This window comes from Gloeocapsopsis sp. IPPAS B-1203 (genome assembly GCF_002749975.1).
Classification (GTDB): Bacteria; Cyanobacteriota; Cyanobacteriia; order Cyanobacteriales; family Chroococcidiopsidaceae; genus Gloeocapsopsis.
The window spans coordinates 38656-56893 of the sequence record NZ_PEIG01000009.1 but is presented as its reverse complement, the minus strand read 5'-3'; the positions used below and the strand labels follow the sequence as shown (position 1 = coordinate 56893).

The 18238-nt window shown below is 41.4% G+C and carries 13 protein-coding genes; 9 read left to right on the top strand and 4 right to left on the bottom strand.

Features of this window, described 5'->3' with window-relative positions; translation table 11 throughout:
- Window positions 1-170: 170 nt before the first annotated feature.
- The 6 genes from CSQ79_RS16475 (at window position 171) to CSQ79_RS27905 (ending at window position 6450) form a co-directional block, all read left to right on the top strand.
- Window positions 171-1766 (top strand): peroxidase family protein, encoded by a 1596-nt coding sequence (locus CSQ79_RS16475; RefSeq protein ID WP_099702257.1) that lies wholly within the window; start codon window positions 171-173, stop codon window positions 1764-1766.
- A gap of 142 nt (window positions 1767-1908) precedes the next feature.
- Window positions 1909-3153: an alpha/beta hydrolase family protein gene (locus CSQ79_RS16470; protein WP_099702256.1), complete on the top strand. Its 1245-nt coding sequence runs from the start codon at window positions 1909-1911 to the stop codon at window positions 3151-3153.
- A 22-nt stretch (window positions 3154-3175) separates the two neighbouring features.
- Window positions 3176-5446, top strand: a complete 2271-nt coding sequence (locus CSQ79_RS16465) for a hypothetical protein (RefSeq protein WP_099702255.1) — start codon at window positions 3176-3178, stop codon at window positions 5444-5446.
- Between the two features lie 238 nt (window positions 5447-5684).
- Complete coding sequence (locus CSQ79_RS27915) at window positions 5685-5840, top strand: hypothetical protein (RefSeq protein WP_289501223.1); 156 nt, start codon at window positions 5685-5687, stop codon at window positions 5838-5840.
- Window positions 5827-6060 (top strand): hypothetical protein, encoded by a 234-nt coding sequence (locus CSQ79_RS27910; RefSeq protein WP_289501222.1) that lies wholly within the window; start codon window positions 5827-5829, stop codon window positions 6058-6060. Before CSQ79_RS27915 ends, CSQ79_RS27910 begins: the two co-directional genes overlap by 14 nt.
- A 213-nt stretch (window positions 6061-6273) precedes the next feature.
- Window positions 6274-6450 (top strand): carboxysome distribution maintenance protein McdB, encoded by a 177-nt coding sequence (locus CSQ79_RS27905; RefSeq protein WP_289501260.1) that lies wholly within the window; start codon window positions 6274-6276, stop codon window positions 6448-6450.
- 313 nt (window positions 6451-6763) lie between these two features.
- Here the strand turns inward: CSQ79_RS27905 and CSQ79_RS16455 are convergent, their stop codons facing one another.
- A complete protein-coding gene (locus CSQ79_RS16455; RefSeq protein ID WP_099702254.1) occupies window positions 6764-7411 on the bottom strand; it encodes a chemotaxis protein CheB in 648 nt (215 codons plus the stop codon).
- Window positions 7412-7606: 195 nt separating this feature from the next.
- On the opposite strand from CSQ79_RS16455, the gene CSQ79_RS16450 reads away from it, so the two are divergent.
- A complete protein-coding gene (locus tag CSQ79_RS16450; RefSeq protein ID WP_289501221.1) occupies window positions 7607-8314 on the top strand; it encodes a Crp/Fnr family transcriptional regulator in 708 nt (235 codons plus the stop codon).
- Between the two features lie 67 nt (window positions 8315-8381).
- On the opposite strand, the gene crtO is transcribed toward CSQ79_RS16450, so the two are convergent.
- From crtO to CSQ79_RS16435, 3 genes are all read right to left on the bottom strand, one after another.
- Window positions 8382-10076 (bottom strand): beta-carotene ketolase CrtO, encoded by a 1695-nt coding sequence (gene crtO, locus CSQ79_RS16445; RefSeq protein ID WP_099702253.1) that lies wholly within the window; start codon window positions 10074-10076, stop codon window positions 8382-8384.
- Window positions 10077-10339: 263 nt separating this feature from the next.
- Window positions 10340-10846: a DUF4383 domain-containing protein gene (locus CSQ79_RS16440; RefSeq protein WP_099702252.1), complete on the bottom strand. Its 507-nt coding sequence runs from the start codon at window positions 10844-10846 to the stop codon at window positions 10340-10342.
- Between the two features lie 215 nt (window positions 10847-11061).
- A complete protein-coding gene (locus CSQ79_RS16435; RefSeq protein WP_143755465.1) occupies window positions 11062-12159 on the bottom strand; it encodes an iron-containing redox enzyme family protein in 1098 nt (365 codons plus the stop codon).
- Between the two features lie 814 nt (window positions 12160-12973).
- Here CSQ79_RS16435 and CSQ79_RS16430 point away from each other — a divergent pair.
- Window positions 12974-14104 (top strand): helix-turn-helix domain-containing protein, encoded by a 1131-nt coding sequence (locus tag CSQ79_RS16430; protein ID WP_289501220.1) that lies wholly within the window; start codon window positions 12974-12976, stop codon window positions 14102-14104.
- Window positions 14105-14529: 425 nt separating this feature from the next.
- On the top strand, window positions 14530-18231 hold the full coding sequence (locus tag CSQ79_RS16425; protein WP_099702249.1) for a PAS domain S-box protein: 3702 nt from the start codon (window positions 14530-14532) through the stop codon (window positions 18229-18231).
- Window positions 18232-18238: the final 7 nt, after the last annotated feature.

Below are 18238 nucleotides of genomic sequence, written 5' to 3'. Positions count from 1 at the left end.
AGCATGATGAAGTCACCAAATTTTTCATGCAGATATCAGGTAATTCTAACAAAGTGCGATCGCTTTCATCTGAGAATTTACCTCTCAAATCTTAGGTAGCTCACTGTCTCTAGCTTCACAGATTCAATTTTCCCAATTGACCCCAATATCAACGACGAAAGTCAAAAACTATGAATATACAGCAAAAAAATCAAAGCAAAATTCAAGGTTTTACTCCACGTAGACCTGCGGGAGAACGTGTTGGGAGAATGCATGGCTTTGGTCCGCGCAAAGAAGACAATCAACCAATTGGTCAATTTGTCCCTACAGGAAAGTTTGGTAGATTATTTCCGGAACTACGTCCGCTAGCACCTGCAAATAAAAGTTTAGAAGAGTTTCAAAAGAGTTTGGAAGCCCTAGGAAATGCCATGAGCGATCCTAAATTTCCAGACGATCCGAGTGAAAATGATCCTGCAGGCGACAATAAAACAGTTCCTGCAGGTTATACATATTTAGGTCAATTTATCGACCACGACATTACTTTTGATATCACTTCGCTGCAAGAAACACTTAACGATCCTTTAGCCCTCAGAAACTTTCGCACCCCTATGCTTGACCTAGATAGCCTTTATGGTGCAGGTCCAGAGGTGCAACCCTATCTCTACGAACTGGAAAGACCAGAATTTTTCTTAATCGGACAAACAACTGAAAGCCCTACAGGAAGACAAGGCGAACAATTAGGCATACTACCAAATGATATTCCTCGCGCCTCAAGTAAGCTAGGGCTACTCGGCGATCCTCGTAATGATGAAAATCTGATTGTTTCCCAATTACATCTTGCGTTCCTCAAATTCCACAATAAGGTAGTGCAAGGCATTCAAGATGACACAATTCAACAAGAATCTCCTATCCGTAAGTCTGCGTTTGAAGAAGCCAGAGATTTAGTTATTTGGCACTATCAATGGATTGTTCTTCATGATTTTCTCAAGCGTATTCTTGACAACGAACAACTCAATCTTGTCCTCAACCAGGGACCATCTTTCTACAAACCTCAAGGCGATGCATTTATTCCCCTAGAGTTTTCTGTTGCGGCTTATCGCCTCGGACACAGTATGGTACGTACTGCTTATGATTATAACCGCGTCTTTACCTTCCTAGAAACAGATAGCAAGTTTGACAGTGCCACACTCCAACTCCTCTTTGAATTTACTGCCAAATCAGGAAGAAGAGATACACCGCTAGGACTTAACCCCACACTTCCTAGTAACTGGATTATTGATTGGAGAAGGTTTTTTGAAATTGATTCAAACGTACCAGTAGGTTTAAGTCGTAAATTAGATCCTTTACTTGTTGACCCGCTTAAAGACTTGCCAAACGTTCCAGAACCGAGATCTTTAGCAGTAAGAAACTTACTACGCGGACTAAAAGTAGGTTTACCACCTGGTCAAAGTGTTGCCAAATTAATGGGATTTCAACCCTTATCACCTGCCGATATTGCAACAGGAGAAGATGGCAAAGTTGCTAAAGAACATGGTTTTGATCTTGAATCTCCTTTGTGGTATTACATTCTTAAAGAAGCAGAAATTCAAGGCAACGGCGAACATTTAGGAAAAGTAGGCAGCCGCATTGTTGCTGAAGTTTTTGTTGGTTTATTGCAAAAAGATAGTAGTTCATTCTTAGTGAGAAAACCTGATTGGAAACCAACACTTCCTGCACAAAATCCAGGAACATTTACAATGGCTGATTTACTCAGGTTTGTTAGTGATATTAATCCAGTTGGTGATTAATTAAGCGCTCCGTACAAGAGCAAAGAGTAGGGTATATTCCCTCTTTACCCTACTCTTTCTTTATTATGAAGAGTGATTTTCAATGTTATTTGCATTCAGCAGGTAAATTGAAGTCAATTTGATTACTAATTTTACAATAGCTATGGTTAATACAGAATCTAATTTTATGGTTCCACAAGGTAAAACAGCAATTATTATTATTCATGGTATTGGCGATCAAAATCTTCTTGATACTTTAGATAATTTTACCCGTGGCTTAGTTGACTATTTTGGCGATAAATTATCTTTTGATTTATCACATAGAATTGCTAAAAGAAAACAAGCAAATGAATCAAGTTGGACAGAGAGTTTTGTTCGATTAACTTCAAAAAACAGTCAAGCAGACTGGTTGATTGACGTTCATGAATACTATTGGGCATATCAAACTGAAGAGAAAATTCAAATTTGTGAAGTTCTGCAATGGATGCAAAAAACTCTACACGGAACTTTCAAGTTTTACGATCAGCATCTAGATATGAAGGTACACCGGCGATTTCCTCTCAGAAATCTTGCTTGGCTTATGTATTTCTTTAGCCTACTATATCCCGTTTTGAGAGTAGGAGCATGGTTAGGACTTTCTACTCTAAACTTATTGCCAGTTGGTCCTTTTTTTAAATCAGCTTGGTCGTACAGCAAAAAGTTAGTCATTCCTAGCATTGTGGGTTATGTTGGCGATATTGCTATTTATACAACTACAGATCGCAAATCTCCTTACTTTAATATTCGACAAAAGATATTAGCAGAATCCCAAACTTTTCTAGAAGAAATTCTTCATGATAAAGAAGCCAAATATGACCAAGTTATCATTGTTGGTCATTCGTTGGGGAGTGCGATCGCTTATGATACTTTAAATGAATTGTGCATCAAAACTTCCCTTGATTTAAATGAAAATAAAGTCACACCTGAAGAATTACACTTAAATAAAATCCAAGGATTAGTTACTTTCGGTTCACCTCTAGATAAAGTTGCATTTTTCTTGCGAGAGAAAGTTGCAAAAACTCAGTATGTACGGCAGCGAATCATTGAACAACTTAGCTCTTTTCGGATGCATTCATCAGTTATTACTGATCAAACTAAATTAAATTCATTTTTTAGAAATAATCCAGTATGCTATCAAATGCAGCATCTAAAATGGTTTAACTATTATCATAGGAAAGATCCCATCAGTGGCTGTTTAGACTGTTACGAAAATGTAGCCAATAAACGACTGGATTATAGTGCAGCTTGGGGCACAAAAGCACATAGTGGTTATTGGAAAGATACAACCTTCTTTGACAGTATTGCTAAAAACTTTTTGTACGAAAAACCACAGAAAGAAACTTCTGTAAAACAAGAAATTAACGTTTAAAACAGCGTGTTGGAGAAATATTATGGCTTTAATTGATCAAGTAAAACAAGTCTGCGATCGCCTAGCGCTTCAAGGATGGCGAGACTTACTTTTACAACACGGTTTAGATATTACTGCAACTGACTTACAGCAAGAACTGACAAAAGAATTATCAACAATTGATCGCAATCTTCCTGGATTTACTGATTTTGCAGCAGATGGAACTCGCGGTATTGAACCAGGAAGCCCTGCACGTAGTTTGTTGTATCATGCGCTAGCAAGTTCAGCGGTGCATTCTGTAAATAACAACTCTGAAGCTTATCCTACCTTGGCAGAGTTGGATGTTGTTGAAAACTATATCTATAGCCTCGCAAATCGTAGCTTAGCCGATTTTCCAAATGCAGTTATTGCAGTATTTGCGTATCAGTATCGTATTGCAGCACGGAGTCCGCATGGAATTCATGCAGATATGGCATTTTCACGCACTGGAGTGGCGCGGGTGGGGACAGAAGTCGCAAATTACAGTGCTGCTCGACGTAGTTTTTGGGTAGAATCTGAAGACAATCGCCTTGCAGTCATGCCTGCACGTTATGCAGCTTTTCTTGCCGTAGAACGTCGTTTGAGTATCGATGATGCAATTTTAGAAGAACAATCAGGCGATCGCACGCGACAATTTTTGTTTCCTGTACATAAATTATTTCCTGGTGATGAATGCTTGCGCGATGCAAATATCAGCTTAGAGTTTCTCGAATATCACCGCAACGAAAAACTACAGCGAGTACACACCCGTGGTGGAATTCCTGTTTTAAGTGGATTTGATATCAATAAACATCCATTTGTGCGCGATTCGCGTAATTCGAGTGACTTAGTAAAATTACAACCTGTCAATGCCTCAGTTTTACTCGTACCACAGCCAACACCACAGTTAGTTTACACCTCAACACAGCAAAATTCTGTCACTGGACGCGATGAAATTGTCCGGTTTCAGGTACCACCAGAAAACTTTAACAATCGATTTTGGACATCTTATCAGATTGCCGCAAATGGTCGAGGGCGAGAAGCACCTGAATACGTCAATATGCGACATTTGGTAGAAACAAGTGCAACCGGCGAACAAAGATTAGTTGACTTGAATCAAGCGATCGCCTCAGAAGAAGAATTTTTACGATTTCTTGCTGATGGAAACTATGAAGCCGCACACTTTAGCGATAACTCCTGTGATGGTTGCATTAGTGTCAAAGTGAATGGTTTATCTAGAAATCTTGCGGTGCGTCCAGCATATTCTTTAGTCACAGCCCCAGATTTCTTTCCCCTCGCCGATCAAATCGCCATTGAACGTTGGGTAGATGAGTTTTTACCAACTTTACGCGATCACTTTAGTCAAGGAGGACCATCACCCTTATCTGAAGGTAGACAACCCCCAAATCCAGATTTATTTTTACCAGATAGTGAAACTAAAGCTTTTCAACGCAATGAAACGGCGATCGCTGCAATTGTTGGGACTGCACCTCGTACTAATAATTCATCTGTCACAAGTCAAGCTGATAGTTTAGTTAGTTTTCTTCCTGATGCAGCTTCTAACGTTTTTGCCCCTGGTTGGGATGTTTCATTAGGACAAGATCGCCAAGGAAACTTCTATGCGGCTTACGGTTTGGGTAGTCCTTTTCCTGAAGATGCTAAGCTTTGTGCGGCGCTAAATTCATTTTGGCCTGCGGTAGCCCCCGATGCTGCACGCACTTTTGCGATTCTTTCTGCGCCAACAGCGTTACCATTACTCGATAGCGAACTCGGGTATCATCCCCAGCATCCACAAGTCAAAGCTGGAGAAGTTACCTCACAACTGGGATGGGATGGTGAGTATGGTCCATTTTTTGAAGAGTTTGATGGGTTATTTGTTAATTTTGCCAATAAAGACCGTTCTGATTACATTTCTAATGCACTTGCAGGGCAAATTCACGTATCAGAACTCGCGCAAGTAGATAGTATAGAACTGATTCAACGCATGGAAGCCTTACGCTTTTGCATTCGCGTGTTACCGCCAAACGATACAGTCAGTACAACTCAGTTATTACTCGTCTGTGCAGAAAAAATTGCTGATTGGACACAAAGAAGCGATCGCGCCTCATCAACATTGCAAGGTGCGGGATATTTATACATCTTTGCCACAGTTCAAGGAAGCGAACAAATTACCAATGATGTCCGTCGCAAACATATCCGAGTGCGAAATCGTTTCACTTGCCAGATCGCGCAAAATACTTTGTGTTGGCAACAAGATGATGGTGCATTTCGATGTGAATTAGTGTCTAGTGGCTAGATGTACTAACACAAAAGGTTAGCATAGAAGGGGAGGAAGACTGAATCGGGAAATACACAGGAAGATGCGTCTCCATGCTAATGCGGCTCTAACTGTAAACAAAAGACGTGAAGTCAAATGACTGCACGAGGAAGAAGAAATGAAGATCAAAGCAATGGCGAAACAATTTCGAGTTCATAGCAGAACAATTCGACGCTGAGTAGAGTGCTCAAGTCCCGAAGAAAAAAGCAGTGCACCATTGCAAGTATCTGATTACCTAAGTAGTAGTGGTACTGGCGCATTTGTCCTGAAGCTACGTCTAAAAGCCGTTGCAGAGCTTTTTGACTACGTGCTGATCGATGAACCATCGCGATCGCAAATTTGTTTGAGTGGAGTCTGTTTTGATTTCAGTTGACACGTTAAGCTTCCTTCAAGAACAAGCTAGTTTAGTAGCATTCACAGGCAACATATTAGGAGTCATTCCGTTTAGAGATCGCTGGATTGGTCGAACCCAAAGTTTGGAAAGTAGAGAGAATGTAGAAGCAATGAAAGAGTTTATGGGTAAAATTCCTATCTTGCCTTCAATCCGAGAATCTGAGCAGTTCAAACGGGCATTGCGCCAAGGACATCTGTAGTCTGACTTAGGATACCTCCAGAACTCCAATATCCCTTCGAGCAAATTATAGACAAGCTTACTCGTGACACTAGCTTAACACCTATAAACCTAGATAACTTGGAATCAAACAGTATCTAGAAACCTAGAAGTACAAAAGTCTTCAACAACCATTGAATCCATTCCAATTGAGCCAATTCAAACAAAGCAAAGTCCCTTAAGGTGAGAGGCACAATTGAGCGATCGCATCAAGAGTGTATGTAGAGAGAACGGCATCAGTCGAGAAGTTTTACGGCAAGCCTTGTTTCAACACTATGAATCTGACCCAGGTGCATGGGAAGCAATATTAAAGGAAGCCAAACGAAAAGGCGAATATTTTTGTACTGGTACTACAGAGTTACGTTATCTCTAAGAAACTATTTTTGGTAAACGTCATGCTTGGCGTTATTGGACAATTACAACCGCTCCAGTGGTGCTACCTGATAATTCGACTTGGTTAGTAATGAGCTATTATACCTCTTTGCGATCGCTTTTCAAGATCGATTTTTTACCTAGCTTTCATGTCTGACACAATCTATTTGACAAATGGCAAGACTAATTTAGTTGAGCGCTTCAACTAGTTGTATTCTCAGGCAACGGGTTTCTCCTTTGGTAAGAGTTCTAGTACTAATCTGGTTCAACGCAGCCGCAACTGCATCGCGTTCAACTTGCTTGCTCATATCTAGTTACGCCGCTGATTCTGCTACTAGATTTAGTAGAGTAGATCCGATCGCCTGTGGATTGAGGATAAAATCTATTTTGCCTGTGTTGATTGCTGCTTGAGGCATACCAAAACACTCGCAGCTACTTTTGTCTTGAGCAATCGCGATGCCACCATACTTTTTAATTGTCAGCACTCCTAGCGCGCCATCACTATCTTTACCTGAAAGAACTACAGCGATCGCTCGTGCTTGGTAACTCGTAGCAACCGACCGAAATAGGATATCTGCACTAGGACGAACAAAGTTAACTTTTGCTCTATCACTGAGGGAAAGCGTGCCATCTGGTTTGACTACAAGGTGAAAGTTTGGTACTGGAACGTAAACTACTCCTGGACGTAATAAATCTCCTGATGTTGCCTGTTTTACGTGTAAAGCAGTACGGCGACTGAGGATTTCAGCCATATAGCTAGGACAACTAGGATACAAGTGCTGCACAATTATGATCGCTGCCGGAAACGATGCAGGCAAAGCAGATAAGATTTCGCTAATAGCTCGCAACCCACCTTGAGAAGCTGCGATCGCTACTACATTAAAAGCAACATTGGGGAAGTGGGACAGAATTCGGTGTTGCGTTTGAGCCACTGTTATCACAGCTAACGTTACTAGTCCCATCCGCTTGCTGCTGAGGCGGGGGTAGTGTCAACAATTAAACTAACTATGTCAGCTAAGTGACACATTCTTATTATATATGTAAGGTAGCTTACATATAGTATTTACAGTAAAATAAATCTCAAGTTAGAAGTGTTCGGTTGATGCTGTCAGTTATCTAGTTAAGATACAACTAGCTCAAAGAGGCTGCTAAGATTTGTGTCTAAGCTCCGCACTTCAGTTGAAAATCGGCTTTTAGCTGCCTTACCCGCTGAGGAATACTCGCGGTTAGTTGCTCACATGGAACCTATTGACTTACAACTTAGACAATCTCTCTACGAACCTGACGAACCGATTAAAAACGTCTATTTCGTCAGGAGTGGTGTTGTCTCTCTACTTAGCCTGATGGAAGATGGTTCAGCCGTCGAAGTAGGTACGGTAGGTAATGAAGGAATGGTAGGTTTACCCGTATTCTTGGGAGCCAAGAGTATTCCTGGTTTGGCAATGGCACAAATTCCTGGTGAGGCGTTGAAGATGCGAGTAGATGTGTTTAAAGCACAGGTCACTCCAAGTAGCGAACTTTATAGTTTGTTGCAACGCTACACGCAAGCACTGTTTAATCTCATTGCGCAAGTAGCTGCTTGCAACCGCTTGCACTCAGTAGAAGAACGATTGTGTCGTTGGTTATTGATGACTCAAGACCGAGTGGGAAGCAGCGAGTTTCCACTCACACAAGAATTCATAGCTCAAATGCTGGGCGTACGCCGCCCCAGTGTGAGTTTAGTTGCGGCAACTCTTCAGAAAGCAGGATTCATTCGCTACGTTCGCGGACAAATGACGATCCTCGACCGAGAAGGTTTAGAAGCAGCCTCTTGTGAGTGTTATGCTATCATCCAAAGAGAGTTTGAGCGTTTGGTTAATAGCTGATAAGATTTCCATCCAAAAGCATCTGAAGTCTATTGCGATCGCGTGCTAAGTACTTTTTGGGTTCAATTTAAGAAAGTTTCAAAAAAGATTTGACCCTTGACTTAAGCGCATCCGTAGCATCCGTTAACAGATGTCGCATTGGTTGTTGTGTCTGCAAAAAGACACGCGCGCAGTTGCGTCCAGGAATTCCCGAAATTGCTCCTCCAGGATGAGTTCCTGCACCTGTGAGAAATAAACCTTCAATGGGAGTTTTGTAGTTAGCAAGTTCTGGGATCGGGCGAAAAAACATCATTTGGTCAAACGTCATATCGAGGTGATAGTAATTTCCTTCTAAAACTCCTAAACGCTTTGCCAATTCTGCGGGACTTTCTACGTGTCGGGCAATCATGGCATTCTTAAGATTAGGCGCATAATCTGCGAGTTTATCGAGGACGCGATCGGCAACTTTATGCTTAAGTTCATCTGTCCAGCCTGTACCGTCTAACCCTGTTCCTTCTGCACCGGCAATTTGATAGGGTGCAAAAAACTCGATCCACAGAGTATGTTTACCTTCAGGTGCCATTGAGGGGTCTAGTACGGTTGGGACAACAAGATACATGGAAGGATCTGCATCAGGAATTTTACCTACAGTACAGTCGGTGTGCGCAACTTCGACATGACTCACTGAATCTGCAATAAGTACCGAACCAACTAAATAGTCATCAGTATGATTATGAGCACTAAAGCGGGGAGGTTCGGCAAGCGCACAGTCAATTTTAAGAATTGATTCATTATTATGTACAATGCGACGCGACAAGGTAGAACGCAATTGAGGATCGGCAGCGTCAGCGTCACTTTTGTCAATGAGTTGTAAAAACAGGCGCTTGGCGTCAATACTCGAAATTACGCCGCGATTTCCACGATATTCCTGGTTATTTGCCACCCGAACACCAACAGCGCGTCCGTCATCAATTAAAACTTTTTCTACGTGTTGGTCGGTGAGGATATCACCGCCAAGATCTTTTACTGCAGCAACTAAGGCTTGCGTTAGCGCACCAGTACCACCTTTGGGACGACTCACACCAGGATTGTGGCGCATTGCCATCATAATTGAGCCGATCGCACTCGTTTTTTGAGAAGGTGATGTGCTTAACTCTCCTGCCATTCTAGCTAGCGGCGCTTTGAGAAATTCGGCATCAAAATATTCTTCGATAATGTCTTTGGCGCTGGTAAAGAGCGATCGCATCAAGTTTAATGTTTTATCGGGAGGTCCCATCAAAGACAACATATCTTTGATTTTGCCAGCATCATAATTTCCCGCCATATCAATAATTGACTTTGGTGGAGCATTAAATATCGGGATAATCATTTGTGTTACCCGCTGCCAAAAATCGATATACTCTGCATATTGTTTGGCATCGCGAGGGCTGAACTGTTCAATTTCAGCACAGGTTTTTTCAACCGAACGGTGAGCGAGAAAATATTTACCATCAGGATGTGGGCAAAATGCGATTGGGTCGCAATATAAATATTCTAAGCCGTATTTATGTAGTTCTAATTCTCTAACAACTGGACCTAGATGAATGAAAATATGATCGATTGCACAAGGATTAAATTGAAAACCAGGAGCTGATTCTTGCATAATTTCTTGTGTTGTTGCTGCACCTCCTGGTATTGAGTTTTTTTCTAACAGAACAACACTGTATCCTCCTTTTAAAAGATACGCTGCGCAGACTAGGGCATTATGTCCTGCACCAATAATAACAACATCGTAAGCTTGCATTTGAAGGGATTTTTAACTATGTAAAATAATAAAAAAATGCCTCAGAAAAAACTGAGGCAGTGATGTAAGCACTCTTGCTTGCCGTAGTGTGTTTTTTCACCTTTTCATACTAGAATACTAACTCTTTAAATAACAGCTACCAAAAGATGGATAAGTTGATTTTTTTGCGAGTCAAAATATTGGGTAGTTGTTATAAAAGCTACTAAAAACCAGTTAAAAATTAATAGCTTTATTCGCACAGCAGATGAAACAGAAAAAGACTTTTATACATTAGTAGAGGTAGATGTAGTACTTGTCTCTGTTGGTTTACTAAAGGCAAGAAAGGAAAACGCGATCGCCGCAGTAATTCCATTCAACCACACATTATTTCCGTAAATAGGCATCAAACCAAAAGTTGTGTTGGAAAAAGGAAATAAACCCATCAAAGCGATGAGTGCATAGGCGATCGCATAACCGCGAGTAAATGTCAGCGCACCACTAGCACTGGTGTAAGCAGCGATTCCTAACAGCCCGACTACAATATGAACTGCATTATGTAAGGAATTGGTAGGAAATAACCCTAGTACATAGCCATATCCACTATCAAGTGCTAATCTCGGTGCATCAACTGCAACTTGGGGGGCACCGGCTGGTAGTGAAACAAGTCCTGGGACGAAGCCCGCTATGCCCAATAGCAGAAAAAGAATTCCTGTAATCAAGGCGAAATAACGGATTTTTGTACTATCAATTTGATTTTGTAGTCCACTCCAAAAATTTTGTTTAGTAGCCATATCACCTGAATTTGGTAGAGCAGAATTTGCTACTGAAAATGTTTTGTTACTTTTAAATGTTTGATAAGTTCACTTTAAATAAACTCTACCAAAAGTGATAATTCAATTTTGCATACTTTTGTATTTATTGATATACACTGTCTTAAAATAACTGTCATGCAAAGAAAAGCGGTCATTGGAAATCGGTAATTGGAACTATTACCCATTACCCAGCACTAAATATGACATACATTTGTAGGAACTTCTCGGCAGGAAACTAGTGTAGCAGCACTTGCACGCTTGCTGATGTACTTCTGTTGTTCATACCCTAGCAGCAATTCCCACGCACTTGCAGGATATTTTTCTATTAATGGAAAAGCGACTTCTTCTAGGATTCGGCGTTTGTAGGATTCATCTTCTGTAAGATACAGTTCCCAATAACTCGTGGTAGCTGGTAGCCCTAGTCGTTGTGCAGCAACTAAGTAATGTCTGTACATTGTAGATTTTGTCATTTCTGAATAAATCAGACCGCCGATGCAACGGAGAAACAAACGTTTGCAGTCACTTAAGAGAAAGTTGTGATTGGCATAAGCAAGTACTTCATAAGGGACAATGTTGAAATATGCTTCTGGAGTGCTGTCTAGCTGTAACTCACCTAGCATTTGCGTAAATAATGTCGAATGCTGAGTACTTAAGTAACTGCTGCTGTAGTCTTCTAGTAACAGTTGTGTTAGCTTTGACTCGACTTCGTTAACTGCATTAGTCAGCGTGCGAAAAAACTTGTTTCTTGCTTGTAAAGAATTGAAAGATGCGATCGCCAGCAGTTTGCGGTATTCAATATCAGTCATCTCCTGCTGTAGGTAATATGCTTGTTCAGAAGTACAGGAGTTGCGATCGCAGTTAGCCCTTTCGAGTAAAATTTCCTGAACATCTAACGTTTGCAGCGATAATACGCCAATATGGGCGAGTTCCCACTGTTGCCAAGCAGTCTCAATTTTTTCACGGCACAAATGCAGGTAAATTGACCTCTCATTTGTATAATGCTGTAAATTGTCATACCAAAACAGCTTTAATCGATTAATGCGATACAGTAAACGGTGCAAGAAATGTCGAGCTAAAATACAGTCTGCTTTCGATTGATAGGCTGCGGCAATTGCGTCTTCAAGAACTACTTCAAACTCACTAACCATCCAAGGTTGTGCTTGGATTCGCTCATCTAATTCTTCTAACTTTATGAGTGCATTGAGTTGCTGCTCAGTTTGAGCATATTTCCGAGCAATTACTTGTTTTTTAATCTTAGCCCTTGATTTATAGCCATTTTTACGAGAAATCATGATTTGACTCACTGGAGTAATCAAAAGCTTTATTCACGCCGCAATATCCTGCTTTTCTTCTCCTGAAGATCAATAAAACTCGATGCAGGATAGCCATTTAGGTTAACAGGCGTGAGCTGATGAGATGGTTAATTCACATTCAATGCTTGATTTAGTTAGTCTAACTTAGTCCAACTTTGTATTTTTGTTAAGAGCTTAGCTGATTTATTTTTTAACTTAATGCCTATATCCTCTTCAGCATCTCTAACTTTTGAGATAGGTTTGTATTAAGCTTCCCTGTGTTGCTCACTACAATAATATGTGACTCAGTTAATAAAATGCTTGATTCTAATAGCAATAACGCTAGAACATTGTAGCTAATAAAGATATCTTTCCGCAGTTGGATGTGAGAAAATGGCTTTTTTTAGAAGCTTAAAGAAAGCAAACTTATCTATTTTACTTTCAAAAAAAAAAACGGTTTAAGCATAAAAAACTTGTAATATTTAATACATTAAGTTCAGAGTATTATGAGTTATATCAAGAGTAGGAAATATACAGATTCTAGCTGTTTTTTTCTATATATGTAAAGGTAGCTTGGAAACTACGCTGATTTATTTTGTCTCAAAAAAAGTTAGAAATCACAGTTGAGCAAATGAGTTCGCAGCTAAATAAACTTAGTGTACTTTCGTATACTTTGCCTCAATAGCCCCGAAGAAAGTCGGAGATTGATTGAAACTACTTCTAACTATTTATCTCAGATATCACAAGAAATATTTTTCCCAAACTGGTTACTTTTCATATGGATATTGACAGATTCGTTCAACGAGTAAACAATATGTCTTCTCGGTTGGAGGTATTATCTAAAGATGCCAACGATTCTTTTGTGCCTCGTTTAGAGCTACTACCATCAGCATTTAAAGAACTAGGTATAGCTGCACAAGAACTTCAAATAGCTGCCAAAGAACTGCATAAACAGCAACAACAATTGATGGCTGCACAAGCAATCATAGCTGCGGAACGTCAGCGCTATTGTGATTTATTCGAGTTTGCTTTTGAAAGCTATATTGTGACAGATGATAAAGGCAAAATTCAAGAGGTTAATCGTGCAGCAACATTACTATTTGAACTTGCTTCAGAAGACTTAGTTGGGAAGAATCTAACAGATTTACTTACAGAAGAAAGCTGTCAGCATTTTAACTATAATTTAGCAAGAAAATATCAAAAAATTAAATTCACTCCGCCGTTCAAAGTTAACTTTTGGCTACCTAATGGCAAGCGATTGAATAATGTAGATATAAATTATATTACAATTTGTGATGAACGCGAGCAAATAGTTGGTTTGCGTTGGCTGTTACGCGAGAATGTACAGCGACAATCAATATCCGGTTCAAGTATTGATGACGAGATTCTGAGCAATAGCTATAAGGATCGCTACTATAAAGGGGAACTAATTCCGATTAATAATCAAGAAATTTATCAAGTTTGCCAAGGTGTTGTTAAGCTAAGTACGATGAGCGATACAGGAGAAGAAGTTCTTGTGGGATTAGCAAGTTCCTCAATGCCTTTTGGCGCAAGTATCACTTCACTAGATATTTATCAAGCAACCGCGCTGACAAATAACGTTGAGTTAGTTCGCTTTCCCTTAACTCAGTGGCTTGATTGCCCTTTTAGAGTTCAAAAACTAGTCCCCAAACTGACTTCTCGCCTCCTTCAAACTGAGTTACTTTTACACATTTCAGGTCAGCGACGAGTCAAGCACCGCTTGCACTATCTATTACAATTTCTCAAACAAGAAATCGGTCAGCCTGTAACGCAAGGAACTCGTTTAAGTGTGCGTTTTACACATGAAGAACTTGCGAGTGCGTGTTGTGCGACACGAGTGACAACAACTCGCCAACTCAACAAACTTAAAGAGCAAGGAATGATTTCGATTGATAACGAACATCACATCATTTTGTTGAAGTAGGTAATTGGTGATTGGTAATGGGTAATTGGTAAAGTCTAAAGATATTTCCACTTAATATTACCTATTTGGCAGGGAACACCTTCTATTCAATGACAACTTCATCCTTACGTCTTGGTTTGCCCTAACTCAAGGAATAGTTGTTCTTTAAGTTCGTTTGTGATTAAAATAACAAATTAAGTATAAATAGAGCTTTAAACATTTAACTTTCAAGCTTTTAATGCCTTCCGTGGTATTGCAAATTTATGGCAAACTGTGAATGATAGTAATACATCTTGGTGTATCTGCTGCAGCAAGAAGGATATGGCGATCGCACTCGTTATCCTTCGATACTGATAATTACCAAAGAAAATCTATGAAAACAGCCATTTAGGAGTGTTTCGGAACAGGTTTGATTTCACATTAACGTACAACTGCCTTGTAGCTTAATGTCACGCATTCTTTTAATTGATGATTGTCCGCGCGATCGCCTTCGTATGATCTCAGAACTCGAAGGCAAATTTTCTAACATTGATATAGTGCAAATTACTTGCGCTACAGATTTTGAACAAGCATTGTCAGCAGGGCAACTGAAGATCGCCGTTTGTGACTATCAACTACACTGGAGTGATGGACTAAGAGTTTTAAGCACAATTAAGAATCGTTATCCTGATTGCCGAGCGATCGTGTTTACAGATTGCGGTAACGAGGAAATCGCCGTCGAGGTAATGAAAGCAGGGTTCGACGATTACATAATTAAGTCACCACAAAATTACAGTCGTCTGTCTGCATCTGTCCGCGTGGCACTGGCACAAAAAACACGTATCGCCGAACCAGATCGCCTGGAAACGCTGCTCAACACTTTGAATGTTGGAGTTTATCGCCTGAGTGAAGATGGTGCTTTACTAGAAGGCAATCCAGCATTTTTGAGATTGTTAGGACTCAATTCGCTGACAGAAATTCCGGCGACACAGAAGCTTCTTGAGTTGTATTTCCAGCCCGAAGATTATACGAAACTCCTCAGTCAATTGCAGCAAGACGGACAAATTCGCGATCGCGAATTTCAACTGCGTCGAGTTGATGGCAGTAGAACCTGGGTAAGAATCAGTAAAACCTTCCACATCATTAACGGTGTGAGGGTAATTGATGGGTTGATGGAAGACATTAACGAAGTCAAGCAGCGCGAAATGGAATGTCAAGAAGCTTTGGAGGAACTCGCAGTCGTTGAAGAGGAATTAAGAGCGCAAAATGAAGAACTAGCGCAACAAAATCAGGATTTAGTTGCTGCACGTCAAACAATGGCAGCAGAACGTCAACGCTATCAAGAATTATTTGAGTTTGCGCCAGACGGTTACTTAGTCACAGATACAGCAGCAACGATCCAAGAAGCCAACTGCGCAGCTGCAAACCTGTTAGAAGTTCAACCGCATTTCTTAATCGGATTGTCATTTTTAGATTTTGTTGCTGAGACAGATCGCCACGACTTAGCAGCTAAAATCACTGAGCCACGTTCGGGAGACTGGGTGCGCGAGTGGGAAATATGTATCGTTCGACAGCGGAACCGTCGTGTAATTGATGTTATTTTAACCGTTGGTGCAGTACGCGATCGCACCGGACAACTGGTGGCGCTGCGCTGGTTACTCCGCGATATTACCGAACGCAAACAAGCATTAACCGCGTTGCAAGCAAGTGAAACCCGCTTTCGCCAGCTAGCAGAAAGCATTGAAGATGTTTTTTGGATGTCCGATCCGCAGCAAGCGCAATCGCTGTACGTCTGCCCTGCGTATGAACGAATCTGGGGGCGAAGTTGTGAGAGTTTAAAGGCAAATTGGCAAGAGTGGATCGACGCTATTCACCCAGAAGATCGCGAACGAGTACGCCAAGCATTTTTTACAAATATCTTACAGGGAAAATACGACGAAGAATATCGCATTGTGCGTCCTGATAGTACGGTTCGTTGGGTGCGCGATCGCGGATATCCAGTGAAAAATGACGCCGGAGCAATATTGTACGTCAACGGAATTGCTGAAGATATTACACAGCGCAAGCACGTAGCAGCCGAACTGCACCGCCGCGAACAAGAATTTCGCGCCTTAGCGGAAAACTCCCCTGATATTATTTCCCGATTCGATACCGAACTGCGTCACCTCTACATTAATCCTGCGGTTGAACAAGTAACCGGAATGCCCCGCTCCAACTTTTTAGGTAAAACCAATGCGGAACTGGGAACATTTACCTTTGAACTAACAGCAATTTGGGAAAATAGTTTGCGCGAAGTTCTGACAACACGACAATGCAGTTTTCTGGAATTTGATTTTCCCTCCTCCGATGGGATTCGCTCGTATCAATCACGCATTGCGCCTGAGTTTGCTCAAGATGGTTCAGTGCAGTCGCTACTCGTCATTAGCCGCGATGTCACCGAATATAAACAAGCAGAAAAAGCCCTGCGCGATCGTAGCGAACGACTCAAATTGCTCTTTGAAACTGCGAACACGCTGCTTTCAACACAACAACCGCTAACTTTGCTCAATCAGTTGTTTGAGAAACTCGCTGCGCAGCTAGACTTACATTTTTATTTCAACTTCTTGGTTGAGGAACGCGACAATCAACCGATATTACACTTAGCATCTCACAGTGGCATTTCAGAAGAAGTCGCGCAAGAAGTTCAATGGCTCGAACTTGGGCAAGGAATGTGCGGTATAGTAGCGCAAGAACGCCGTCAACTCCTCGTCAACGATGTGCAAGAGTCACATCTTCCGAATACGCAAGCGATCCGCGCACTAGGAATTACAGCTTATTCAGGTCAACCTTTAATTGTCCAAGGACGCCTCTTGGGTACGCTGTGCTTTGCCAGTAAGACTCGTACCAGCTTCACACCCGATGAAATAGACTTAATGCAAGCCGCCTCAGATCAAGTCGCAGTCGCGATCCAACGGGCTGAATTACTCGATTCATTGCAACAACAAACCGAACAGTTGACGCAAGCTAACCGCATCAAAGACGAGTTTTTGGCAGTTCTTTCGCACGAATTGCGATCGCCGCTGAACTCGATTCTAGGCTGGGCAAAACTTTTGCGCACTCGTAAATTTAATGAAGCAATCACTGCACGAGCGCTAGAAACGATCGAACGCAATGCCGAACTACAAACTCAACTCATTGAAGATTTGCTTGATGTTTCGCGTATCCTCCGAGGCAAACTGAGTTTGAATGTTACTTCAGTTGACTTGGTTGCAGTCATCGAAGCTGCTATGGAAACAATGCGTTTAGCAGCAAATGCCAAGTCAATTCAAACTGAACTACTGCTCGATCCGACAGTAGGGCGAGTTTCAGGAGATGCAACCCGCTTACAGCAAATTGTCTGGAACTTACTTTCTAATGCGATTAAATTTACGCCTACTGGTGGACGGGTAGAGGTAAAGTTAGAGCGTTATGAGTTCTCAGGTTTGAAAGATCAATTAAGGAATTCTACAACTCAAAACTCTCAAAGTTTTGCCCAAATTCAAGTCAGCGACACAGGTAAAGGAATTGGTGCTGATTTTCTACCTCATGTTTTTGATTACTTTCGTCAAGCTGATAGCTCAATTACGCGCACCCAAGGCGGGCTGGGGTTAGGACTTGCGATCGTGCGTCATCTTGTTGAAATGCATGGCGGTACGATTACTGCAGACAGCCCAGGAGAAGGACAAGGCGCTACATTCACGCTGAGATTACCACTGTTACCGCTACAGTCTGAAGTTACAGCAAGTGAGCCAAATAACGATGCGATCGCGCTTGATGGCGTGCGAATTCTTGTTGTTGATGATGAATCAGATTCCCGTGAACTTGTAACCTTCATACTTGAGCAATACGGTGCAGAAGCGATCGCCGTTGCATCTGCTGCTGCTGCAATAGAGAGCCTGCAAGACTTTTATCCAGATCTGGTTATCAGTGATATTGGTATGCCCAACGAAGATGGCTATTCACTCATTCGCCGAATTAAAGTTTTAGCCTCAAGCCAGGGTAGACAAATTCCGGCGATCGCCTTAACTGCGTATGCTAAAGAAGAAGATCGGCAAGCTGCTGAAATTGCAGGTTTTCAACTACATATCTCTAAACCAATTAATCCGAGTGAATTGGTGAGTGCGATCGCGCGTTTAATCGGACAGCGCTGACTAAAAG

What these genes read in the sequence shown, in the direction of transcription:
- CSQ79_RS16455 (WP_099702254.1), bottom strand. Translation starts at nt 7,411, where the DNA reads ATGGGACTAGTAACGTTAGCTGTGATAACAGTGGCTCAAACGCAACAC.
- CSQ79_RS16475 (WP_099702257.1), top strand. Translation starts at nt 171, where the DNA reads ATGAATATACAGCAAAAAAATCAAAGCAAAATTCAAGGTTTTACTCCA.
- CSQ79_RS16430 (WP_289501220.1), top strand. Translation starts at nt 12,974, where the DNA reads ATGTCTTCTCGGTTGGAGGTATTATCTAAAGATGCCAACGATTCTTTT.
- CSQ79_RS16435 (WP_143755465.1), bottom strand. Translation starts at nt 12,159, where the DNA reads ATGATTTCTCGTAAAAATGGCTATAAATCAAGGGCTAAGATTAAAAAA.
- CSQ79_RS16425 (WP_099702249.1), top strand. Translation starts at nt 14,530, where the DNA reads ATGTCACGCATTCTTTTAATTGATGATTGTCCGCGCGATCGCCTTCGT.
- CSQ79_RS16465 (WP_099702255.1), top strand. Translation starts at nt 3,176, where the DNA reads ATGGCTTTAATTGATCAAGTAAAACAAGTCTGCGATCGCCTAGCGCTT.
- crtO (WP_099702253.1), bottom strand. Translation starts at nt 10,076, where the DNA reads ATGCAAGCTTACGATGTTGTTATTATTGGTGCAGGACATAATGCCCTA.
- CSQ79_RS16470 (WP_099702256.1), top strand. Translation starts at nt 1,909, where the DNA reads ATGGTTAATACAGAATCTAATTTTATGGTTCCACAAGGTAAAACAGCA.
- CSQ79_RS16440 (WP_099702252.1), bottom strand. Translation starts at nt 10,846, where the DNA reads ATGGCTACTAAACAAAATTTTTGGAGTGGACTACAAAATCAAATTGAT.